Annotated in this window: 20 protein-coding genes and 2 pseudogenes; 10 read left to right on the top strand and 12 right to left on the bottom strand. The window is 67.6% G+C overall.

What is annotated here, in order from left to right:
• The first annotated feature begins 66 nt into the window (after nucleotides 1–66).
• The 4 genes and pseudogenes from ACT2CW_RS47650 to ACT2CW_RS47635 form a co-directional block, all read left to right on the top strand.
• Nucleotides 67–1,422 carry an MFS transporter gene (locus ACT2CW_RS47650; RefSeq protein ID WP_445521108.1) on the top strand — a complete coding sequence of 452 codons (1,356 nt, stop codon included), beginning with the start codon at nucleotides 67–69 and terminating at the stop codon, nucleotides 1,420–1,422.
• Entirely contained in the window at nucleotides 1,422–2,285 is an 864-nt protein-coding gene (locus tag ACT2CW_RS47645) for an amidohydrolase family protein (RefSeq protein WP_445521107.1), read from the top strand. Before ACT2CW_RS47650 ends, ACT2CW_RS47645 begins: the two co-directional genes overlap by 1 nt.
• Entirely contained in the window at nucleotides 2,285–3,937 is a 1,653-nt protein-coding gene (locus ACT2CW_RS47640) for an FAD-dependent monooxygenase (RefSeq protein ID WP_138911748.1), read from the top strand. Before ACT2CW_RS47645 ends, ACT2CW_RS47640 begins: the two co-directional genes overlap by 1 nt.
• Before the next feature lie 730 nt (nucleotides 3,938–4,667).
• Nucleotides 4,668–5,076, top strand: a pseudogene (locus ACT2CW_RS47635) (IS5 family transposase); the annotation flags it as partial.
• Nucleotides 5,077–5,101: 25 nt separating this feature from the next.
• On the opposite strand, the gene ACT2CW_RS47630 reads toward ACT2CW_RS47635, so the two are convergent.
• Both ACT2CW_RS47630 and ACT2CW_RS47625 read right to left on the bottom strand, forming a co-directional pair.
• Complete coding sequence (locus tag ACT2CW_RS47630; RefSeq protein WP_445521106.1) at nucleotides 5,102–6,205, bottom strand: SDR family NAD(P)-dependent oxidoreductase; 1,104 nt, start codon at nucleotides 6,203–6,205, stop codon at nucleotides 5,102–5,104.
• Nucleotides 6,202–7,608: an FAD-binding oxidoreductase gene (locus ACT2CW_RS47625; RefSeq protein WP_037959749.1), complete on the bottom strand. Its 1,407-nt coding sequence runs from the start codon at nucleotides 7,606–7,608 to the stop codon at nucleotides 6,202–6,204. The genes ACT2CW_RS47630 and ACT2CW_RS47625 overlap by 4 nt, the downstream gene beginning before the upstream one ends.
• 606 nt (nucleotides 7,609–8,214) lie before the next feature.
• On the opposite strand from ACT2CW_RS47625, the pseudogene ACT2CW_RS47620 reads away from it, so the two are divergent.
• A pseudogene (locus ACT2CW_RS47620) lies at nucleotides 8,215–9,032 on the top strand (transposase); the annotation flags it as partial.
• Between the two features lie 428 nt (nucleotides 9,033–9,460).
• Here the strand turns inward: ACT2CW_RS47620 and ACT2CW_RS47615 are convergent.
• Nucleotides 9,461–10,777, bottom strand: coding sequence for an amino acid permease (locus ACT2CW_RS47615; RefSeq protein ID WP_198549047.1), 1,317 nt, complete (start codon nucleotides 10,775–10,777; stop codon nucleotides 9,461–9,463).
• Nucleotides 10,778–11,270: 493 nt separating this feature from the next.
• Between ACT2CW_RS47615 and ACT2CW_RS47610 the strand changes: the two genes are divergently transcribed.
• Nucleotides 11,271–12,038 carry a GntR family transcriptional regulator gene (locus tag ACT2CW_RS47610; protein WP_445521105.1) on the top strand — a complete coding sequence of 256 codons (768 nt, stop codon included), beginning with the start codon at nucleotides 11,271–11,273 and terminating at the stop codon, nucleotides 12,036–12,038.
• Nucleotides 12,039–12,049: 11 nt separating this feature from the next.
• On the opposite strand, the gene ACT2CW_RS47605 is transcribed toward ACT2CW_RS47610, so the two are convergent.
• The 8 genes from ACT2CW_RS47605 to ACT2CW_RS47570 form a co-directional block, all read right to left on the bottom strand.
• Complete coding sequence (locus ACT2CW_RS47605; RefSeq protein WP_445521104.1) at nucleotides 12,050–12,787, bottom strand: molybdate ABC transporter substrate-binding protein; 738 nt, start codon at nucleotides 12,785–12,787, stop codon at nucleotides 12,050–12,052.
• Between the two features lie 7 nt (nucleotides 12,788–12,794).
• A complete protein-coding gene (locus ACT2CW_RS47600; RefSeq protein ID WP_037959743.1) occupies nucleotides 12,795–13,604 on the bottom strand; it encodes a hydroxypyruvate isomerase family protein in 810 nt (269 codons plus the stop codon).
• Nucleotides 13,601–14,044, bottom strand: coding sequence for a RidA family protein (locus tag ACT2CW_RS47595; protein WP_037959740.1), 444 nt, complete (start codon nucleotides 14,042–14,044; stop codon nucleotides 13,601–13,603). The genes ACT2CW_RS47600 and ACT2CW_RS47595 overlap by 4 nt, the downstream gene beginning before the upstream one ends.
• 10 nt (nucleotides 14,045–14,054) lie before the next feature.
• Entirely contained in the window at nucleotides 14,055–14,921 is an 867-nt protein-coding gene (locus ACT2CW_RS47590) for an alpha/beta fold hydrolase (RefSeq protein ID WP_037959738.1), read from the bottom strand.
• A gap of 87 nt (nucleotides 14,922–15,008) precedes the next feature.
• Nucleotides 15,009–15,653 (bottom strand): 3-oxo-tetronate 4-phosphate decarboxylase, encoded by a 645-nt coding sequence (otnC, locus tag ACT2CW_RS47585; RefSeq protein ID WP_138911745.1) that lies wholly within the window; start codon nucleotides 15,651–15,653, stop codon nucleotides 15,009–15,011.
• Nucleotides 15,650–16,915, bottom strand: a complete 1,266-nt coding sequence (otnK, locus tag ACT2CW_RS47580) for a 3-oxo-tetronate kinase (protein WP_037959826.1) — start codon at nucleotides 16,913–16,915, stop codon at nucleotides 15,650–15,652. Before otnK ends, otnC begins: the two co-directional genes overlap by 4 nt.
• A 59-nt stretch (nucleotides 16,916–16,974) precedes the next feature.
• Nucleotides 16,975–17,643: an aspartate/glutamate racemase family protein gene (locus tag ACT2CW_RS47575; RefSeq protein WP_037959732.1), complete on the bottom strand. Its 669-nt coding sequence runs from the start codon at nucleotides 17,641–17,643 to the stop codon at nucleotides 16,975–16,977.
• A gap of 66 nt (nucleotides 17,644–17,709) precedes the next feature.
• Nucleotides 17,710–18,636, bottom strand: a complete 927-nt coding sequence (locus tag ACT2CW_RS47570) for a glutamate cyclase domain-containing protein (protein ID WP_037959730.1) — start codon at nucleotides 18,634–18,636, stop codon at nucleotides 17,710–17,712.
• Between the two features lie 134 nt (nucleotides 18,637–18,770).
• On the opposite strand from ACT2CW_RS47570, the gene ACT2CW_RS47565 reads away from it, so the two are divergent.
• Nucleotides 18,771–19,109 (top strand): cupin domain-containing protein, encoded by a 339-nt coding sequence (locus tag ACT2CW_RS47565; RefSeq protein WP_037959727.1) that lies wholly within the window; start codon nucleotides 18,771–18,773, stop codon nucleotides 19,107–19,109.
• 151 nt (nucleotides 19,110–19,260) lie between these two features.
• On the opposite strand, the gene ACT2CW_RS47560 is transcribed toward ACT2CW_RS47565, so the two are convergent.
• Nucleotides 19,261–20,109, bottom strand: coding sequence for a helix-turn-helix transcriptional regulator (locus ACT2CW_RS47560; RefSeq protein WP_037959725.1), 849 nt, complete (start codon nucleotides 20,107–20,109; stop codon nucleotides 19,261–19,263).
• A 145-nt stretch (nucleotides 20,110–20,254) separates the two neighbouring features.
• Between ACT2CW_RS47560 and ACT2CW_RS47555 the strand changes: the two genes are divergently transcribed.
• Genes ACT2CW_RS47555 through ACT2CW_RS47545 form a run of 3 tightly spaced genes read left to right on the top strand, consistent with a single transcriptional unit; the run spans nucleotide 20,255 to nucleotide 22,337 of the window.
• Complete coding sequence (locus ACT2CW_RS47555; protein WP_138911742.1) at nucleotides 20,255–21,043, top strand: SDR family oxidoreductase; 789 nt, start codon at nucleotides 20,255–20,257, stop codon at nucleotides 21,041–21,043.
• A 1-nt stretch (nucleotide 21,044) separates the two neighbouring features.
• Nucleotides 21,045–21,479, top strand: coding sequence for an SRPBCC family protein (locus ACT2CW_RS47550; protein WP_164429232.1), 435 nt, complete (start codon nucleotides 21,045–21,047; stop codon nucleotides 21,477–21,479).
• Between the two features lie 60 nt (nucleotides 21,480–21,539).
• Nucleotides 21,540–22,337, top strand: a complete 798-nt coding sequence (locus tag ACT2CW_RS47545) for an SDR family NAD(P)-dependent oxidoreductase (protein ID WP_445520540.1) — start codon at nucleotides 21,540–21,542, stop codon at nucleotides 22,335–22,337.
• Nucleotides 22,338–22,354: the final 17 nt, after the last annotated feature.

Below are 22,354 nucleotides of genomic sequence, written 5' to 3'. Positions count from 1 at the left end.
TCTGCTCAGTAATGTCGTGGAAAATCGTCATAGTGCTATTGCTGTGGGCGGCTTAACTTCCTTCGTATGACTGAGCTCACATCCTCTACGTCGGCCGCTGTCGCCCGGCAGGGTGACTCAGCGGTCGCCCCGCCCTCGAGGTTGCGCCGTCTGGTCTCCGCTGTCGTCATAGCCCAGGCCGTCGAGTACTTCGACTTCTTCGTCTACGCCACGGCGGCCGCCATCTACCTCGGCCCGTTGTTCTTCTCGCAACTCGGCGACACGGCCGCCACGCTGGCGTCGTTTTCGACCTTCGCCGTCGGGTTCGTCGCCCGCCCGGTCGGCGGCGCGGTCGCAGGCAACTTCGGCGATCGCTACGGCCGCAAACCGGTGCTCGTCACATCCACGGTCGTGATGGGCGTGGCCACTTTCCTGATGGGCTTGCTGCCCACTGCGGCGACCATCGGCTGGTCCGCCGCGATGCTGCTCGTGCTCCTGCGTCTGCTGCAGGGCTTCGCCCTCGGCGGGCAGTGGGGCGGTGCGTCGCTACTGCTCACCGAGAGCGCGCCGCCCGGACGGCGCGGGTTTTTCGGCAGCTTCGTGCAGGTCGGCTCGCAACTGGGTCTGATGAGCGGGATCAGCGCGTTCCTCGTGCTCTCGTTCGTCTTCTCCGACGAGCAGATGCTGGCGTGGGGCTGGCGGATTCCGTTCCTGTCCGGTCTGGCCATGGTCGGCATTGGGCTCTACATCCACCGCGCGGTCGAGGACACACCCAAGTTCAAGCAGCTGCAGGCGGCTCGTCCGGAGCCGAACATGGCGGAGCAGCCTCCACTGGCGAAGGTGCTGCGCGAGCACTGGCGCACGATCCTGCTCGCGGGCGGCGCGTTCGTACTGCCGAACGCCGTCGCCTTCATCGTGGTGTCCGGGGTCCTCGACTACGGTGTCCGCTCGTTGCACCTGGCGCGGAGTCCGCTGCTCGGCGTGATCCTGGCCGGCTGTGTCGCACCATTGTTCTTTCTGCCGTACTTCGCGCACCTCTCCGACCGCTTGGGGCGGCCGAGGCTGTTCATCATCGGGGCCGTGGGCATGGTGCTCTGGGGCTGGCCGATGTTCGCGATGATCGACGCTGGGAATTTGTGGTTGATCTTCGTCGCGCTATTCCTCTGCTTCACCATTCACTCGCTGATGTTCGGCCCCCAGGTGGCGCTCTACTCGGAACTGTTCAGCACGGAGGTCCGTTTCTCCGGAGCGTCACTCGGCTACCAGGTCGGGTCGGTATTCGGCGGCGGGCTCGCACCGCTTATCACCGCCGCGCTGCTCGACTCGACGAAGGCCAGCTGGTCCGTCGCCGCCTACATGACGGTGCTCGGGATGATCAGCCTGCTGTCCATCATGGTCCTGCGCAGGCGCGCGAACTCCGCGAGCCACGAGGAGCTCACGTGATGAGGCGGACGGTCCGGCACGTCATCGACACCCACCACCACGTCGGCACCCTGTCCATCGGCGCGACCGAGGAACAGGCCGCGGCCCGGACGCCGCGTGATCCCGTCGGCACCCACCATGCGATGCTCGACCGCTTCGGCATGACGGCGTGCGCGGTGATGCCGGGCCTGCAGTACGAGCGCCCGCACGGGATCGTCAACACCCGGGAAGTCAACGACGCGATCGCGGCCTACCGGGACCGTTCGCCGCGTTTCCTCGCCGCGCTCGGCACGGTGGAGCCGCTGCACGGTCTCGCGCTGTGCCGCGAGGAACTCGACCGGATGGTCGGCCAGCTAGGGCTCGACGGGGTCGTCTGGCACACCCGCTACCAAGGCGTCGCCGTCTCGGACCGGCGGATGCACGCCCTGATCGACGAGGCCACCGCACGCGGCCTGCCCTGCTACGTGCACATGTTCGCCGAGTCCAACCTCGAGGCGCCGTGGATGTTCGCGGATCTCGCCCGCAACCATCCCGAGGCGACGATCGTCGCGCTCGACGGGTTCTCGGCGTCGACCCAGATCCAGTACGTCATGGATCTGGCGGACCGCTTCGACAACATCCTGTTCGACACCGCGATCTGCTTCCCGCTGCTCCGCCCGCTCGACGCCTTCGTCACCCGGTTCGGCTCCGAGCGGCTGATGTTCGGCACGGACTCCTACGCCGACCCCGTCAGCTACAACGTGCCGGCCGTGATGGAGGAACTGCTCGCGTCCGCAATGGACAACGAGCACTTGGAGAACATCTTCTGGCGCACGTTCTGCTGCCTCTTCCCCACCGCAGGCGAAGCGCTGCAAACACCCGAAGCCTCCGAGGAGAAAACCTGATGCCCACTCCCTCCGGACACCGCTCCGTGATTGTCGTCGGCGCGGGCCCGGTCGGCCTGACACTCGCCGCCGAGCTCGGCACCCGCGGCGTCGACACGCTCGTGCTCGAAAAGCAGGAGACCACCACGGACAACCCGCGCTGCAACACGACCAACGCCCGGTCGATGGAGTACTTCCGCCGACTCGGCGTGGCAGACCGGATCCGCCGCGCCGGGCTGCCGCTCGACCACGCCACGGACGTCGTGTACTGCACGACTCTCACCGGCTGGGAGCTCACCCGCTTTCGGTTTTCCTCCGCGCAGGAGATCCTGGACCGGACCGCGCCCGAGCTCGACGAGTGGCCCACCCCCGAGCCGCAGCACCGCATTTCGCAGATCTTCCTCGAGCCGATCCTGGAGCAGCACGGCCACGGTTACGACTCGGTCGGGATCGCTCGCGGGCACGAGGTCGTCGGGGTCCAACAGCGCGGCGAAATCGTCGAGGTGCGCGTCATAGCCGAAGGCACCGAGAAGGTGCTGACCGCCGACTACGTCGTAGGCTGCGACGGCGGGGCCAGCACCACCCGGCGCGCCATGGGCGCCCGGCTGCAGGGCGACTCCCAGGCCGCGGAGAACCGGCTCTCGGTCTACTTCCGCTCGGCGGAGCTGGCACGCGAGCTCGCCGCCGCGGAGCGGCCCGGCTGGATGTACTGGTGGTACGGACCGCGCCTCAAAGGCTCGTTCGTCCAGCTCGACGGCGAAGCCCTGTTCTTGTGCCATGCCCGCGTTCCGGAGGGCATGGCACCAGAGGACCTCGCCGAGGACGAGGTGTTGCGTGCCGCCCTCGGCCGCGAGATGGAACTGGAGAAGATCCAGGTTGTGCGGTGGACGCCACGCCGGCTCGTGGCGGACCGGTTCGTCGACGGGCGGATCGTGCTCGCGGGCGACGCTGCACACCTCTGGCTCCCGCTGGGCGGCTTCGGCATGAACACCGGCATCGCCGACGCCGTGGGACTGGGCTGGCGCCTCGCGGCACTCCACGCAGGCTGGGGCGGACCCGAACTGCTCGAGGCGTACGAGGTGGAGCGCCGCTCCGTGGGAGAGGCCACCTCGCGTGCCGCGCTCAAGATCGACCGGGACATGGCGTCCATCGCCCGCGACCCCGCCCTCCATTTCGACGACGCCGAGGGCGCCCGGCTGCGCACGGAGGCCGGCAGGCTGATCGAGAAGGTGGATCGGCAGCAGTGGCACAGCCAAGGCGTTCAGTTCGGGTCCCGCTATGTGAACTCGCCGGGGATCGCCGCGGACGGGAAGACGGCGGAAGCCACGATCACCCGGATCGACGAGTACCGCCCCAGCCTCGCGCCCGGCGCCCGCTTCCCGCATGTCTGGCTGCCCGACGGGCGCTCGGTGTTCGACCTTCTCGGCAGGGATTTCACGCTGGTGTGTGCCGGGGGAAGTCCCGATGCGTTCGTCCGGACCGCGTCCGGACTCGGCATCCCGCTTTCGGTGGTACACCTCGACGACGAGTACACACAGCCCCTGGTTCTCGTCCGCCCCGACCTGTTCATCGGGTGGAGCGGCGCGGTGCCCCCCGCCGACGTAGACAGCCTGCTGCGGCGACTCACCGGTCTGGGTACGGTCACCGCCGATCTCCCGATCATGGCGTCCTAAACGGGCCCGCGCCGAGTGCTGACGTTCCCGCTGCCGCAAGCCTGCGGCTTGCCGTAGCGGGCGCCAGGGCCTGCTGCCCTACCTCGTGTCCCTGCCGGGTGGTCCTGGCGGATAGGGCGTACTCCCCCCTCGCGTTCCGTGGGCACCTGCGCAAGCACGGCATCCCGGAGATGATCCCGGTGGGCCACCGGCTGCGACGCGGCAGCCGAGGCGGCAGCCCACCGGCTTTCGACCCCGAGGCGTACAAGCAGCGCAACACTGTCGAACGGTGCGTGTGCGCCACGAGGCGCCTTGTTGTATCCCCGGCTCAGCCGGAGGAATTGGAGGGATATTCCTGGACCTGATGGCTCACCTGGATCCGAAAGGTGATGGGGACCAGAGCATGCCAGAGAATCAGCGACCGGGCTCAGTTGCCAGGGACGGTGCGCTGAGGGGCCCGCGTGATAAGGCGAAAGCTGGATTGCCTGAACCCCAATCTCCGGTCGATGAGAGTTCGCATCCATCGGAAAGGCTACTGAAACCGATGCCATGTCCTGTGACGGCTTTGATGCATGGCCGACATACCTTCCGCGACATGGGGCGATGAGTGAGCCCAGGGCTGATGAGGACAGCGCCGGCGCCCGGAAGGACACGCCACCTTGACCCGTTGCGAGCCCTCCAGGGCTGATGAGGACCGGCGGCGCATTTCGCCACGGTGACCCGATACCTGTTGCGAGCCCTCCAGGTTGCCTGGCGCGATGTGCCCGAGCGGTACGGTCCCTGGGCCACGCTGCACACCCGTTTCCGCAGGTGGGCCAAGGACGGTACGTTCGAGCAGATGCTCCGAGAGGCGCAGGCCCAGGCTGACGCAGCCGGAGACATCGACTGGCTGGTGTCGGTCGACTCCACGATCGTGCGGGCCCACCACAACGCCGCCGGAGCCCGAAAAGGGGCGCCGGGCACTCGGACGGTCGCGTGGCGGCCTGACCAGCAAGATTCATTTGGCCTGCGATGCCTTCGGCCGCCCTCTCGCCTTCGTGGTCACGGGCGGCAACAGCAGCGACTGCACCCAGTTCACCGCGGTCATGGAAGCGATCCGGGTGCCCCGCATCGCCCCGGGCCGCCCCCGGACCAGGCCGTCTCGTGTCATCGGCGACAAACTCCTAGGAAAGGGTTCTGCCGGGTCTAGTCCGGCAGGGTCAGCGACTGAGTCGCGCCGACCTCGTGGGTGTGCAGGTCGGCCTCTACCGGGCCGACCTCTTTCAGGAGGTCGAGGAAGGCCTGGCCGTGCGTCGAAGCCGCATGACGCTCGAGCCCCTCGCGGGTGGACCAGTGCTCGAAGAGGTGGAAGACGCCGGGCTGGTCGAGGTCAGCACTCCACGCGTAGGCGAGGTTGTCGGGCTCCTTGCGTGACTCGGCCACCACCTGTGTCATGGCGGCCGCAACGCGGTCGTGGTGGCGCGGGTTGACCCGGAGGCAACCCGACATGACGAGCGCCCTGCTCGACCGGGGCGCTCCCGTGAACCGGTGGACGTCGTCGAGCATCCGGGTGCCGACGTCCGGGGTGAGCGAGACGAAGAAGTCGCCCTGACGGAGAGCAGCGACCAGCGCGTCGGCGACGTCCTCGGGCTTGTCGAGCTTCGCGGTGTCGAGCTCGGCGTCGAACGCCGTTCGGTCTAGTCCGATCAGCGGGACCTCCGTCGCGTGGCGGGTGTGGGTCGCATCCGGGCACAGCAGGGTGACGCCCACTCCGGTCGGTTCCAGGTAGGCCCGCAGGGAGCGGGCCAGTCCCACCAGGGCCGACTTGGTCAGCACGTACGGGGCTGCGATGGGGACTTGGTCGGGGAAGAGCGCAAGGCTCGAGGAGGTGATGACCAGCTGGCCGTGGCCGCGGTCGATCATCGGCGGGCCGAACTCCAGGAACGTGCGGACGACGCCCCCGCAGTTCAGGTCCATCAGCCCAGCCCACTCTTCGATGCCTACCTTCTCCAGCATGCCGGCGACCGCCCGGCCGGCATGTGCCCAGACGACGTCGACGGCGCCGAAGTTCTCGGTCGTCGTCCGGTGCAGCCGGGCCAGATCGGCGGCCCGGCTAATGTCGCACGCCACGTGAAGGGCCTGCCCGCCGGTCTGGGTGATGCCGAGGGCGGTCATCTCGGCGGCCCGGGCGTCGATGTCCGCCACCACGACCCATGCGCCTGCGGCGGCCAGCGCGATCGCGCCGGCTGCGCCGATCCCCTCTCCACCACCGATGACGACGACGACAGCGTTCTCAAGCTCCACGGTCACGCCTCCTGCCAGCCGTTGCGGTTCTGGTAGCCGTCCGGGCCTGCGAGGTAGTCGACGAACCGCTGGTCCGGGTCCCAGGCCCGGCGTACGTCCCGCACGCGGCTCCACGCCTCATCGGTGAGACACCGGACCTCGCGGTGCTCCTGGTCGCTGTCACCCCAATACTGGCCGACCGAGTAGGGCTCGAGCGGCTTCATGGCGTCGAGCGCCCACTGTCGGTAGTGCTCGTCGTCCTCAGGGTTGCTGTAAATGATGTAGGCGCCGACCATCAAGTCCGTGCGCATCGACATCGCGATGTCGGGCCCATCAATAGGGAGCGCGTACTGGAAGAAGGTGTAGCCCTTCTCGTGGATCGGGCGCTCGGCCACGAGCATCTTCAACGCCGAGGCGATGTCAGTGTGAGGTCCGTCGACCCATGCGGACTCCACGCGGTAGCGGTAGCCGGCGGGGTGCGCGGCGTCGACGAACGCGTATTCGTCGGCCAGGGTGGTCGGCGTTGGCGGCACCACCAGGAGCGCATCAGTGAGGAAGGGGTTGTCAGCGAGGGGCGCCAGGATGGTCTGTGCCTCCTCGGCGGTGTCGCAGTAGGCCGTCGCCGAGATACCGAAGACGTAACCGCCGCTGTGCCCAGGGATTTCAAAGTCGGGTTGGAACGAAATACCCAGCAGGTCGTTGTCCTTCGGCATCGCCTTTTGGGCCTCGTTGAGCCAGGCCAGCACCTCGGCGTACCTCTCGATCGGGAAGAACTGCTTGGTGGTGGTCAGCGCCTGCGGAATCGCCCGGGTGTGGATGTGGAACCGGGTGATGAGGCCTGGGAATCCGGGACCGCAACCTCGTGCGGCCCAGAACAGGTCGGCGTTCTGGCTCTCGTCAGCCCGAACCAGCTCGCCCGCTGCCGTCACGACGTCGATGGCCACGAGCCGTTCGACCGCCCAGCCCCAGCCTCGAAAGTTCCAGCCGATACCACCCTGGAGAAGGAAGCCGCCGACACCGACGGTGGGGCAGCGGCCACCAGCGAAGAAACGGCCATGCGGCTGAAGGTAGGTGTTTAGCTCCACGCCTCCCTGTACCGCGGGCGTCACCGAAACTATGTGGGTCTCGTGGTCGTACTCCATCTCCTTGAACTCGCCGAGGTCGATCAGTAGAGCGTTGTCGCGCATCCCCCAGACCGGGAAGCTATGCCCACCGGCGCGGACGCCGACCTGCCACCCTTGCTCTTGGGCCAACCGGACGCCCTCGATGATGTCCTGCTCGGTGTGCGGCACGAGGATGGCTGCGGGGTAGCGCTTGGGATGCCGGGTGCTGAAGATCCGCGCGAGCCGGGCCGCCTCGTAACCGTCTTCGCCGCGAACGTAGTAGGGGCCAGTGAAACGAGTGCCTACAGGGGTCGCCGATATCGTCATGTGGAGTCCTCGTGGTCGTGATGGTCCCGAGACTGAGCGAAAGGCCGCCCCGATTCCGGACCCGCGATGCTGGCGGGGAGTGGCGGTCATCACACAGTAGGGATGACGCGGACGATAAGTCCAAGACAATAATGACGATGTGCTCATAACCGACGGCATATGACGGCAGGCCATCCCAGGCCCCACGAGCATCCGACACGCCTCGCGCCACCGCGTCCCGAACGACCTGCTGGAGGGGAAAGGTAATCGTCCCGTCGCTGAACGAGCGAGATCCGCTCCGTCAGGCACAGTCCGCGGACGTCACCTCACGGAGCGAGCCGTGTGCGAGCTCGGACAGGACGCAGTACTGAGGCATGAACGCGACCCACCCGCGACCGATCACCGCCCGCTTCATCGACTCTGCGTGACCGAGCCGGATGATCACTCTAAGTCAGAGAGCCCCTGGGCGCGCAGGTGCGCCTCAATCGAACAGTGGAATGCGACGTTGGCGGGCACGTGCACCAACGGGAGCCGGTAGAGCTCACTGATCGTGATCTCTGACGCATCAGGGCGACCATTGCGGCTAGCCATGAGGGAGGTCGGCCGTTTGCTGAGGAACGTCGGCCGCGGGCGGGCAACGCCGGCGCCAACACCGCAGACGACCACATCACCGTCCTGGAAGCGGCCCTGGCCCAGATCCCCGACGCCCACCGCCACGGCACCGACCTCCTCATCCCCGCCGACAGCGCCGGAAGTGCGAAGGCATTCCTGCACCACATACGCACCCTGCGCTCGCGCGGAATCCGCGCCCACTTCTCCGTCGGGCACGCCTTCACCGAGCCGGTCCGCCGCGCGATCCGGGCCCTGCCCGACCAGGTCTGGCACCCCGCCCTGGAACAGGACGGCTCCCTGCGCGACGGGGCACAGACTGCCGAACTGAACCGGCATGGTGGACCTGACCGGTTACCCAGACGGCACCCGAATCATCGTGCGGCGTGAGCGGCCCCATCCTGACGCCCAGCTGTCCCTGTTCGACCTGGACGAGGGCCTGCGTCACCAGGTATTTCTCACCGACACCCCTCTCACGGGTGGCGGACCTCTGCAGCACCTGGAAATGCGCCACCGAGCACATGCCCGCATCGAGGATCGCATCCGGTGCGGCAAGACCATCGGCTTCGGGCGCTTCCCGTCCCGCCACTTCGCCATCAAAGCCGCCTGGCTGGAACTGTCCCTGACCGATCGACCTGCTCGCCTCGACCCGGGCCCTGCTGCTGGGCGGCAAACTCGCCGCCGCCGAACCCAAGAAACTCCGCTACCGGCTCCTGCACACCACCGCCCGCATCACCCGCGGCGGGCGCCGCCTCTACCTGCGGATCGCCGAAACCTGGCCCTGGCGCCACGCTCTGCCCAGGGCATTCGCCCGCCTCGTGGCCCTGCCCCAACCGGCCACCTCACCAGCGAACCCGCCGCTGTCCGACCACAACCCGAGAAACCTGGAGCACCCGGCCCACGCGCCGGGCCCCTGGCCATGCCCTCCTGGCACCAAGCATCCGCCGACCACATCAACCCACCTCAGCCGACCCAACCGAAACGCGGAGGCTAACTGGCGGACGCCTCTCGCCCCGTGGCGGCGGTGTGGACCGGCGATACCTGCCGGGAGATGACCTTGGGTGAGGTCGGCAGGCCCCGGGACTGGCGCCATGGGCGGGCGCGGCGATCCCTCGTCCGTGCGGCCGTCCGGGATGCACCGGGCGACCAGGTCGACCAGCGGATGGAGGACGCCCTTCCCGCCCTGGTGATCGCCCTGCTGGCGGTCCCCGTCACCGTGGCCGGTGTCGCCGGCCGGACCGCGCCCCGGCCGACGACACCACCCTCACCACACCCGCACGACCCGCTGGCGGACGACGTAGATGATGGTGAGAAGGGCGAACCAGACCGCACCGGTGTACAGGCCCACTCGTGTGTCACCCTCGAATGCCAGGCTCACCAGGACGATGACCACCATCGCGACCACGAAGATGTTCGTCCAGGGAGCGCCGGGCAGCCTGAACGCCGGCAAAGGTGCGCCCTCCAGCGCCAGCCGACGGCGGAACCGCATATGGGAAATGGCGATCATGCTCCACGTCCACAGCCCGGAGGCGCTGACGACACTGGTCAGCGCGATGAAGGCATGAGCGGGCGCCAGATAGTTGAAGAGCACCCCGACGCCGACGGCGAGCGATGTGACCGTCAGCGCCCGCCCCGGCACCCGTCGCCGTGTCGTGTGGTGGAGCGCTCGTGGCGCCGAACCCGCGGATGCCAGGCCGTAAAGCAGCCGACTGGCCGAGAACATATTCGCGTTACATGAGGAAAGCGCCGAAGTCAGGACGACGAAGTTCATGATTCCGGCGGCGCCAGCCAGCCCCGCTTTCGAGAACACCGAGACGAACGGGCTCACGTCAGCGGTGTACCGCGTCCACGGCTGGACGACCATGAGGACGAACAGCGCGCCGATGTAGAAGACGATGATGCGCCAGATGACGTTGCCCACCGCCTTGGGGATCGTCCGCTCCGGGTGTGCCGCCTCGCCCGCTGTGATGCCGAGCATCTCCACCCCGATGAACGCGAAGACGGCGATCTGCAGGGTGAGGAAGAACCCGTGCCCGCCGCTCGGGAAGAAGCCGCCGAATCTCCAGAGGTTGCTCAGGCTCGCACCATGGCCGAGTGCGGTCACACCGGTGACGATGATGACGGCCCCGAAGAGGATCAGTCCGACGATGGCGATGATCTTGATCAGGGCGAACCAGAACTCGGACTCCCCGAACATCCGGACCGAGACCCAGTGCACACCGAACAGCAGAACCAAGCCGATGAGCGCGGGCACCCACTGCGGAAGGTCTGGATACCAGTAGTGCATGTAGACACCGCTCGCCGTGAGCTCTGCCATCGGGCCCACGATGCACTGCAGCCAGTACGTCCAGCCGGTGACGAACCCGGCAAAGGGGCTGACATGGATACGGGCGTACTCGCTGAACGATCCGGCGTGCGGCGAATGGACGGCCATCTCCCCCAGGCCGCGCATGAGGCAATACACGACCGCCCCCGCGAGGGCGTAGGCGATAAGCAGTGCCGGACCCGCGATGTGGATGCCCTGCCCGGAGCCGAGGAACAGCCCCACGCCGATGGCCATGCCGATGGACATCATCTGCATGTGCCGCGGACTGAGTCCTCGCGCCAGCCCGGCATCATCCTCCGGCCTCGTCGACGGGTGGTGGGCGGCCGATGCGGCCGCCGCCCCGGCCGCGGTCACGGCCGGCCGCGACCGTGACAGATCGTTGTCGGGTGTATTCGGCATCAATGACTCCGCCTTCCAATGGATACTTAACGTATACTTGGCGTATCAATGGCGTGTCCAGGGTTCTCACATGGGTGTGATGACGTGAAACGGGGCTGTTACCGAGGCAGCGAGCCCATGGGGTGCCGCGCCCACCCCCGTGCGCGGAGGCGGACGCCGGTTACCATCGGTGGCGTCTGGGCGGCCAAGGGGCACGTAACGGCGTGCCCTTCCGGGCCGACGCCGTGGACCACAGCGGAACGTCCGGATGATGCTTCACCCGTCGTTCCCGTTCGCAGGAGAGTGATCAATGCCGGAAAGCCGGAAAGCGGCGGCCGCCATGTCGAAGACCGGACAAACTGAGCCAAGTATGCTGGCAGCGGAGACGAACGCCGCAATGGGCCGGGCCCCGGCCTCCCCCAAAAAGGTCTCCCAGACCGGGGCCGCCGTGGAGAAGATCCGCTCCCGCATCATCGACCTGACGATCCCGCCGGGTAGCCGGATCGACGAGCCGCTGCTACTCAAGGAGTTCCAGCTGGGCCGGACCCCGGCGCGGGAGGCCATCAACCAGCTGGCCGCGGAGGGCTTTGTGAAGATCTTGCCCAACCGGGGTGGCACATTCGTCCGCAAGCTCGATCTGGCGGAGATCGGCGAGATCGTGGTGGCTCACCAACTGGTGGAGAACAACCTCGCTCAGTTGTGCAGGCTCGACGACGAAACGCTCGCCGACGATCTGGAACGCATTCAGTCGGTGTACCGCGTGGAGGTCGACAACCGTAGGTACCTCAACATCACCGCGTTGAACGAGCAGTTCCACATGCGCATGAACCAGTCGATCGGCAACAGTTTCTTCCACGACTTCGCCCAGTCGACCCACCGCCATGTGCGTCGGCTGCTCGTCTATCTCTACACACTCGAGTCGGCGCTGCCCGAGCAGCAGGACGAGCAGTTCGAGCTCAATGTCCAGCAGCATGACCGCATCATCGAAGCGGTGCGGGACAAGGACCGCGAGGCGCTCACCGAGGTGCTGCCGGAGCACGCGGGCGCCACGCAGGACCGGCTGGTACGGCTGTTGCAGAGCAACACGGTCGCTCCGTTCCCCGTCAAGCTGCGCCCTCTCGTCCTGCCGGGGAATTGAGCACACCCGGCTCACGGCTCAGCTCGCTCGGGCCCGTTGCCGGTCGTGGCCTTGAGGCCGAATGCCCCATAGGTCGAACGCGCCTGCTCGGAGGCGAGGAAGCGCACCAGCTCCAGCGCGGGGAGCAGGCCCGCCGCGGCCGTGGACGGTACGGCGCTGAACTCGGTGTCGTGGTCGGCACCGGCCGGGAAGGGGCCGACCACGTCGACGCCGCGGACCGCCATCAGCTCGCTCACCTGCTGGATGGCGAGGTCTGCTCTGCCGTCCAGCACGGCGTCCGCGGTGAAACCCTTCTCCACGACCGTGGCGCGTGCGTTCACCTCATCGGCCACCCCGAGTTCGGCCAGCAACCGGGCGAAGTAGATGCCGCTGGCCCCGGTTCTCGAATAGGCGACCGACCGCGCGTCGCGCAGCGTACGCACCAGCTCATCGACAGTCTCGATCCGTGGGTGCGGTGTTCGCGCACGGACCGCGAGGCCGACTCCGGTGCTGGCGAGCGGTAGTCGCGCCGCGCCGTCGACGACGCCCTGCGCGGCCAGTTGCCTGATGTCGCTCGTGATGGCGATCAGGACGTCGGGGCACTCCCCCGAGGCCATCCGTTTCCTCAGTACGGACGTCGGATCGAAGACAGCCCTGACGGCTGTTCCCGTCGCCTCGGTGAACTCTTCGAGCAGTTGGTGTTCCAGGGCGCTCCGCACCGCCAGGGTACTGAAGAGTGTGACATGCCCGTGATCCTGCGTCTTGCGCACGACTGCTTCACCCGTTCCCTTCCGGGGCGTACCTCGTCAGCCATTCGAGCCCGTCGGCGGTGGCATTCGCGGGGCGATACTCACAGCCGATCCAGCCCGGGTATCCACGTGCCCTCAGCCGGTCGAACACGAAGTCCCAGGCGATCTCCCCAGTGCCCGGTTCTGCCCGGCCGGGCACGTCCGCCACCTGGATGTGAGCGATGGTCGGCAGGTGTTCCTCCAGGCGGGTGCTCAGGTCGCCCTGGCTCATCTGGCAGTGGTAGATGTCGAAGAGCATGCCAACCTGGGCACTGCCGACAGCCGCCACGACGCCCGCGGCCTGTTCCTGGGTCTGGAGGAAGTAGCCCGGAATGTCCCGAGCGTTGACCGCCTCGATGACCAGCCGGACGCCCGCGCTGGAGGCGAGCTGTCCTGCCCACGCCACGTTCGCGACGTACCGGGAGAAGGCCGTGTCGCGCGGGACACCCGCGGGCCGTACGCCGGCCCGCAGGTGGACAAGCGGACACTCCAGCTCGACGGCGTAGCCGAGCGCCCGTATGACGCCGTCGCGGAATTCCCCGACGCGGTCCGGCATGCATGCCGTTCCCGCGGCCGTGGGCGTCCCCGGAGGCCCCACCGGACTGTTGATCAGCACCTGGCGCAGCCCCGCGTCCTTCAGCCGCCGGCGTAGCTCCACCGGTGAACGACCGTAGGGCGAGGCGTACTCGACGGCACAGAATCCTGCCTCGGCCGCGGCGTCGAAGCGCTCCTCGAACGGCACTTCACCGAAGAGCCAGCCCAGATTCGCGCTGAAGCGCAGCCCGTGGTCCGTTGTCATGACGGGGCGCCGAGCGCAGCGACGACCTCGATTTCGACGCAGGCGCCGTGCGGGAGTTGCGCTACGCCGATGGCGCTTCGTGCGTGCCGACCGGAGTCTCCGAGGGTCCTGATCAAGACCTCGGACGCTGCGTCGATCACCTTCCCCTGAGCGGTGAAATCCGGGGCCGAGGCGACGAATCCGGTGATCTTGAGGATCCGCAGGACCCGGCCCCCCTCTCCGACGAGTTCGCTGTCCAGAGTGTTGAGGCACGCCTGTGCGCACAGCCGCGCGGCGGCCCTGGCGGACTCCAGGTCGACGTCCGCGCCGACCTTCCCGTGGTAGGCAATCCGGCCGTCCTTCCGGGGAAGCTGACCGCTGACGTACGCGACGCCCTGGTGCACCACCACGGGAGTCACGTAGCCACTCGGGGCGGAAGCCTTCTCGTTCGGTGTCGCCATCTTCCGCTCCCTATGCCTTGAGATCGTTGACGAAGCCGGAGATCTCCCGTGCAAGCGCCTCGGGTTCCTCCTCGGGAATGTAGTGACCGCTGCCGGCGATGACTCCGCCGCGCACGTCGCGGCCCAGCGGCCGCATGCTCTCGTAGAGATCGGGGGCGGAGCCGACCTCGCCACCGAGGGCGAGCACCGGGGGGCCGATCTTCCGCCGCATCAGGGGGGTGTTCTGCTCGATGTCCTCCAGGACCGCGCGGTAGTAGCCGAGCATGCCCCGCAGTCCACCCGGGGCCTGGTACACGCGCTCGTACTCGTCGATGTCGGCCTTGCTGAAGGTGGACCTCCAGTTGGCGGTCTTCCTGCTGAAGAACCATTCGATAAGGATGCGCTCGCGTCCCTGGAGCAGTGCCTCGGGCAGGTCGGGGATGGGGTTGAACAGGAAGTGCCAGTTCCGCCAGTTGTCCGGGCCGAGCGTGATCGTCGGCCGCAGGGTGACGCCCGGGATGTTGCCGTCGAGGAGCACCACTCCTCGCAGGTCGGCGGCGAACTGATGGGCATAGGCGTAACCCACCCATGCGCCGATGTCGTGCCCGACCAGCACGTACCAGTCCTCACCGAGGACCTTCAGCAGCGAGCGCAGCCGCTTGCCGGTCGTCAGTGTGTCGTAGCCGTCCACGGGCTTGTCGGAGTCGCCTTGCCCGGGGAGGTCGACGGCGATCACATGGAAGCGGTCCGCGAGCAGCGGCATCAGGCGCCGCCACGCGTAGCAGCTCTGCGGGAATCCCGCGACCAGGACGATCGTGGGGCCTTCGCCAGCTTCCACGATGTGGAACCGGAGGTCGTCAGCCCACACCATGCGGTGCTGGAGCTTGATATCACTCATTGCTGTCCTTTCGGAAGCGGTTGTCGGGTTCGGTAGGCGGCCATGCGACGCGTAGCCGGGAAGTCGCCTTGTCATGGCGAGGTGAGGTCAGTGACCACGGTCGAGTTGTGAGACCTCTTGGTCGCTGAGCGGGCGAGTCGGTATTCCGCGCAGGAGCAGGAAGAGTTTCGCGGTCTCCTCCAGCTCTTCGATCGCCGCCGCCGCGGAGTCCAGAGTCGTACCGCTGACGATCGGCCCATGGTTGGCGAGCAGGATCGCGTGGTAACGGGCGGCGAGGTCGTAAATCGCGGTGGCCAGCGCCGGGTCGCCGGGCCGGTGGTAGGGAACGAGGGGCAGTCGGCCGACCCTCATGGCGAAATAGGCGGTGAGTGGCGGAACGCACTCAGCCGGATCGAGCCCGTCCATGCAGGACACCGCCGCCGCGTATGTCGAGTGCAGGTGAACGATGCCGCCGGCGTCTCGTCGCTGCCTGTACAGCACCAGATGCAGGAGGCTTTCCTTGGTCGGACGGTCCCCACCGACGTGGCGCCCGTTCTCGTCCAGCTTTGACAGCCGATCCGGGTCAAGGGTGCCCAGACTCACGTTGGTGGGCGTCATCAGCCATCCGTCGGACACGCGCACGCTGAGGTTGCCGCTGGTCCCGGTGGTCAGCCCGCGGGCGAACAGGGAGGCGCCCAGAGCGGCGAGCCGTTCCCGCGGGCGGGCTTCGTGGCCCTTCGTGATCAGGTTCATGGCAGCCGCTCCCAGGCGTCGAGGAAGAAGTCGCGCGAGCCGAAATTCCCCGACTTCAGCGCGAGTGCGAGTGGCCGGGGGGTGCCAATCGCCCAGGTCCACGGGACTCCGGGACTGATCTCCGGCCCGATGACCAGCCCCGTAACACCCAGTGCCCCTACGACCGCGCCGGATGTCTCCCCACCGGCGACGATCAACCGGCCGACCCCCATGTCGACGAGGCCGCAGGCGATCGAGGCGAGGGTGTCCTCGACCCGTGAGGCGGTGTCGCCGGGAAGCCAGGACTTCGCCGCTGTGACATTCCGAGCCGGTTGCGTCGCGTGCACCAGGACCGGACCGTGCGCCAGAAGCGGGCGCGCCCAGCGCAGTGCCGCTGTGACGACATCCTCGCCTCGGACGATCGCGAAGGGGTCGACGGGGAAGGTCGGGTACACCGCTCGCACCGCCTCGACCTGGGCATTCGTCGCTGCCGAGCAACTGCCCGCGATGACGGCTCGCGCCCCGCCGGATGGTACTGGAGCGTGGGGACCACCGTCGGTGAGACGATGCGGCTGGGCACGGAGAGTCTCCGCGAGCCCCATCGCCAGCCCGGCACTCGCGGTGACCAGCGGCAGATCAGCGCACGCACGGCCGATGGCAAGGAGGTCTTTGTCGTCGGTCGCGTCAACGACGGCGAACCGGATTCCCGCCCTGCGCAACGCGTCGAACTCGGCGCGGATCCGCTCCGGCCCCTGGCCCACGGTTCCGTGGCCGACCAGACCAACTCGCGAGTGAGTCTGTCGCCGCATCAACCGGACGACGTTCGCGTCATCCATCGGTGTCAAGGGGTGCTGGCGCATAGAAGACTCGTCCAATGGCACATCGCCCACGAAGAGCCGGCCGTCGCGGACGGTACGGCTGTTGGCTGGCAGCGCTGGGCATAGGACGGTGAAATCCATGTCGAGGGCGTCCATCAATGCCTCCGCGACCGGGCCGATATTGCCCGCCGGAGTGGAGTCGAAAGTCGAGCAGTACTTGAAGTAGTAGCGTTCGCAGCCGATCTCCCGCAGCCACCGCAGCGCGGTGAGGGACTGCTCCACCGCGTCGGCGACCGGCGCCGTGCGGGTCTTCAACGCGACGACGACCGCCTCCGCGCCCGACCGCACAACCTCCTCCCCGGTATCGGGGACGCCGATGACCTGCACGGTTCGGATCCCCCGCGCCACCAGCGCGGATGCGAGATCGGTACCACCCGTGAAGTCATCGGCGATGCATCCGAGCATCACGCCCGCGCCCCTTTCCGATCACGTCGGCCGACGGGCCGGCCGGGGGACAGTGGCGGTCACACGGCGCCACGGACAGCCTCCTTCAGGGCGAGGACGGCTGTCTGTGGTGCGGTGAAGACGGGGACGGCCACCTGTGCGCGGACCCGCTCCACCGCCTGCGAGGTGGAGAAATGGGCCAAGACGATGGCGTCGCAGTCAGAGAGCCTTGGTGCCTGCTCCGCGACCAGCCGGTTGTGTGACCCTGCGTCCCCCGCACGCAGCAGCTCGATCGCGGAGTCGACGACGATCGGCTTGAGGTTCGCAGGCGATCCCAGGCGTTCCGCCTCGGCAGCGAATTCGTCTGCCATGGTCGGGACCGAGGGCGCGAACGTGGCAAGCATCCCGATGTCGGTGCCGTATGCGAGCGCCGCCCGGAACATCGCCTCGTTCGGTTTGACCACAGGCACGGGCAGCAGAGCCGCCGCGCGGTCTATCGCCGGGCCGAACGCCGAACAGGTCGCCAGGATGCCGTCAGCGCCGGTGCGGTAGGCATAGCGCACCAGATCCACAAAACGTTCGATCAACTCCTCAGCCAACTCTGCCTGGCGTGCCCGCTCGGTAGTGAGCCCGTCATCGAGCAGATTCGTGAGCTCGGCCTCGGGCCATTCTCTTGTGAACGCGTCATGGACGGGCGCCATGGCGACGGGCGTCGCGTGGATAAGGACAATACGTGCTGTACCTGTCATTGCTTTCTCTGCTCTTTACGTCACACCGGTTGCCGACCCACTGGCAGGGGGCTGAGTTCGGTTTGGTCAGGAGCTCTGTGACAAAACGGCCGTGATGGACTCGATGATGTCAATGTGGTCGTCGAGTGGAAGCCTGTCGATCGTCATCTGCAACTGGCCGAGTCGATCGACACGGCTGTCGTCGATGGCCTGGCCGATGGTGACCGCCGCGGTGAGGACGTCGTGCTCGGACTGCGCGTGGAAGTGCTTGAGCAGGTGCGGGGCGAGATCGGGCCGCAAGCTCGCGACCGCCCCGAGCAACCCGTAGGCACCCCAGTTGGCGACGCCGGAGACGATCAAATGGTCGGCGCCGGTCCGCGCGGCAACCAGGGCGCCGTTCGGTATGTCCTCCTCGACGATCTCCCGGGGCAGTACACCCATGCCGATCTCGTTGCCGCCGTCACCGATACCGATGGTGGTCCAGGGCGAGCTCCAGCCGTCATCCTCGAACAGATAGTCCAGTGGCGCGGTATCGTCCGATATGTCCCATCCGTGCTCACGATGCGCCCTCCCGTCGGCACCCAGCGAGCAGCGCTCGATCGCGATGAGATGGGTGAGCGGCTGCTCCGCCGACTCCAGACGCCCGCGCAGGCTCCGTACGGCGTCGGGGTCCACCGAAACAACCTCCAGCGCGACCCTTCCCGGCAGGACACCGGCGACCGCCCAGACCGCCTTGGCGCATGGCGCGTCGGTGATCACCGTGACGGGGATACCGGCCTCGATGAACCCCGCGGCGAGCTGGCCCATGCCGTTCAGGCCGTCCGTCTCAGGTGACGGCGGTTCCGCGTGCCGGACGAAGAACCCGCACACGATGCCGATGTGCGGCGAGGGGTGGTCCGCTATCGACTGGGCGGCGCGCTCCAGATTCCCCCGCGCGAACGCGACCAGCCGACTGATGTCCCGGCGGACCTTTCGTCCGACGATGCCTTCGATCTCCGTGATAGGCGTTGGCATTTACCCTCCAAGGCGTGGCGTATACTTAACGTATATATGACCTCTGGGTGTGTCAACCACACGCCCGGGCCGAGCGGCGCGTAGCCCAGACCGGCAGTAGGCCGCTTTCCAACTGTTTACGGAAGGTCACCAACTTGAAGACCGAGCGCGAGTTCTTCTCATCCAGCGCAATGCCATGGCGCGCTGGACCCCAGCCCGGAACCACCGAGAAGATCCTGAGCAGGAACGAACTCGATCCGGAGATACTGACCCGGCTGGTGCGCTGGGAGCCCGGCCTCGATACCTCGCCCTCCGGTCTGATCCGACACGAGTGGGTCGAAGAGGTCTACCTGCTCGAAGGCAGCCTGCACGACCTGACGCTCGACGAGACCTTCTCCGCCGGGCACTTCACGGCGCGCCCCCCGGGCATGCCGCACGGACCGTACCGGACATCCGAAGGCTGCGTGATGCTGGAAATCCGATACCGTCCGTAGCCATCCATGGCGGAGGGAAGCGCAGCCCCTGTCATACAGCGGTTACCGAGGAAGCCCGGGTCAGTGACCGCGAGGCCAGCCCGGTGAGGGGCGAAGCCGAAGGCGCACTGGCCCCGAGCGGGCGGCGGTCAACTCTCGAGGAAAGTTCGCGTCACTCCGGAGCGGCGGTGAACGTCTGGGTGCCGATGGTGTTGAGCAGTCTCAGTGTGCGTGCGTCGGATGATCCCGGCTCGGCGGTGTAGACCACGATGCGCAGGTCGCCGCCCTCGACGGTGAGGACGTCGCAGTCCAAGGTCATCGGCCCGACCTGTGGGTGGAGGATCGTCTTGCGCGTCGCCATGTGGCGCGCGACCGAGCCGTGCTGCCAGCGCTGGTCGAAGCGGGGGCTCACCTTGCGCAGATCGGTGATGAGAGTCCGCAGCGGCACATCGTCCGGGTAGCGGCCGACCGCGGCGCGCAGATCCGCGACGGCCGCGGTCTCGAAGGCGGCGTCCTCCTCGGGCGTGGCGACGACCCGGGAAGGCATGCCGGTGAAGTGCCGCCACAGGAGGTTGCGTTGGCGCGCCGGTTCACTGATCATCTCGCCGAGCAGGGCGGTGGCCATCGGGTTGGCGGCGACGAGCTGCCAGGCCGCGTCCAGGACGATAACGGGACTGTCGGCGAGCCGATCGATGATCCGATGGACCCCTGGGGTCATGTGCCGGGTCCTGCCGCTGGTCCGCGGATCCGCGTGGCCAGCCAGACGGAACAAATGGGCGTTTTCGTCATCGGTCAGTCGCAATGCCCGTGCCAGAGCCTCCAGCACTGAAGGGGACGGGTTCCCGGCGCGTCCCTGCTCGAGGCGGGCGAGGTAGTCCACCGACACACCGGCGAGTTGTGCGACCTCTTCACGGCGTAGGCCGGGCGCGCGCCGCAGGCTGCCTGCCGACAGTCCCACGCTCACAGGGTTGAGACGATCCCGCCAGTGACGCAGGCAACGCGCGAGCTCATTGCGATCCATGTATGCATGGTCACCCATAGACAACGAGTGAGCATCGCCCTGTCAGTCCTAGGCAGAAGCGGTCTCTCGTACCGGCAGCGGCCGGAGGGCACGGTGAGGTGGAGGCGGTCGCGATCCGCAGCCGCCATTCTCAAGGAGCGTCACCGTGAATCAATCCAATGGCCCACGAGGCCCTGGTGTCCGCCGCCTGGCCGGAAGGACCGCACTGGTCACCGGGGCACCGCGCAGCATCGGCCGAGCCATCGCCGAGGCGCTCGCGGAGGAGGGGGCGAATATCGTCCTGCACTACCGCAGCCGGGAGACGGAGGCACACGAGGCCGCGGAGGCGATCCGCAAGCTCGGTGTCGATGTGTTGCCACTTTCTGCGGATCTCACTCGCAGCAGCAGTGTGCGGGAGCTGTTCGACCTGGCCATCGCGCACTTCGGCGGCCTGGACATCGTGGTTGCCAACGCCGGCGTCGCCTCGCGGCTGCAGCCGGTGGCCGAGATCTCCGACGCCGAGTTCGACCGCGTGCTCGCCGTCAACACCCGCGCGGTCTTCTACGTACTGCGCGAAGCTGCCCGACGACTGTCCGACGGCGGTCGCATCATCAATATCTCCAGCAGCTCCACCCAGAGCGCAGGCGCCGGCTTCGGTGCTTACGCCACCAGCAAGAACGGCGCCAACGCCACCATCCGCACGCTGGCCAAGGAACTCTCTTCGCGGGGCATCACTGCTAACAGCATTCACTCCGGCGCTGTCGGTGACGGCTTCCTCGCTGCGGATGGCGGCGTCCTCAGCCCTGAGATGACGCAGTACGTCGCCGCCTCCGCACCCGCCGGACGCCTTGGTGAGCCGAGTGACATCGCGCCCGTGGCACGATTCCTCGCCTTGCCGGAGGCCGAATGGATCAACGGACAGGCCCTTGTCGTCAACGGCGGAAGCTGGATCTGACGTGGATATCACGGTCGAATACACCGCTGTCATCGACGGCAACCCGCAAGCGGTCTGGCAACTCCTGGCCGCATTCGAGGACATGCACTGGCACCCGCAGGTGAACGGTAGCCAGTTGGCAAGCGGCATATCAGGACGGGTCGGTGCCGTACGTGAGCTGTCGCTCACCGACGGCAGCACGGTAACCGAGCGTCTTGACGAGCTGGATCACACCCGGATGACGCTGACCTACAGCTTCCAGGGAGACCCGCCCATCCCCGTCTCCACCTCCCGCACCACCATCTCGCTCCAGCCCGCCGACGGGCAGACGGCGATCACCTGGCAGGGCGATTACGGCGTCGCGGACAGTGACGCCGCGGATCTCGTCACCCGCGTCAGCCGCGAGATGGTCTGGCCCGCGACCGCTCAGGCATTGAAGACCGTGCTCGGCCGCTGAGCTGGGTCCGGGGGTTCGCTTGCGCGTCGCCCATGTCTCTTACGTTCGGAGAACACCATCATGACGTCCCACCCCAATCACCACCCCGCACCGGTGACCATCCAGGCCCGCCGGCTGGAGGGCAAGGTCATCCTGATCACCGGCGCGTCCGCCGGCATGGGCGAAGCCGCCACACGGCGCTTCGCCGCCGAAGGGGCCCACGTCGTGGCCGGCGCCCGGCGCACCGACCGCCTCCAGAGGCTGGCGGCCGAGCTGTCGACCGCCGACAACCAGATCATCGCCGTGCCACTGGATGTGACCGACGAGGCCACGGTGGAAGCCGCCGTAACCGCCGCGGTCAAGCGGTTCGGCCGCCTCGACGGCGCGCTCAACAACGCCGGCATCACCAGCGACGGCACACCACTGCACGAGAAGGACACCGATGCCTACGACCGGGTCATGGAGGTCAACGCCAGGGGTGTCTTCCTGTCCATGAAGCACGAGATCCCCGCGCTGCTCGCCGCCCAGGGCGGCTCGATCGTCAACGTCTCCTCCGTCGGCGGCATGGTCGGAGTGGCGGGCATCTCGGAATACGTCGCCTCGAAATGGGCCGTCAACGGCCTCACCAAGAGCGCAGCCCTGGAACTGGCCTCATCCAACGTGCGCGTCAACTCCCTCGCACCCGGCTCCACCCGCACCGAGATGTGGGACACCCTGCCCATCGAACTCCAGCAGCACCTGGCCTCCATGGCCCCGATGAACCAGATCGCCCTGGCCGACGACATGGCCCGCGCCGCCCTGTTCCTGCTCTCCGACGAAAGCCGCTGGACCACCGGCGCCATCATCCCCGCCGAAGGCGGCCACCACATCGGACGCTGACCCACACGTGCTCGGGG

The sequence above is a fragment of the Streptomyces sp. NEAU-174 genome (assembly GCF_052665095.1).
The sequence above is the reverse complement of the archived record's forward strand: the minus strand, read 5'-3'. Positions and strand labels throughout refer to the sequence as shown.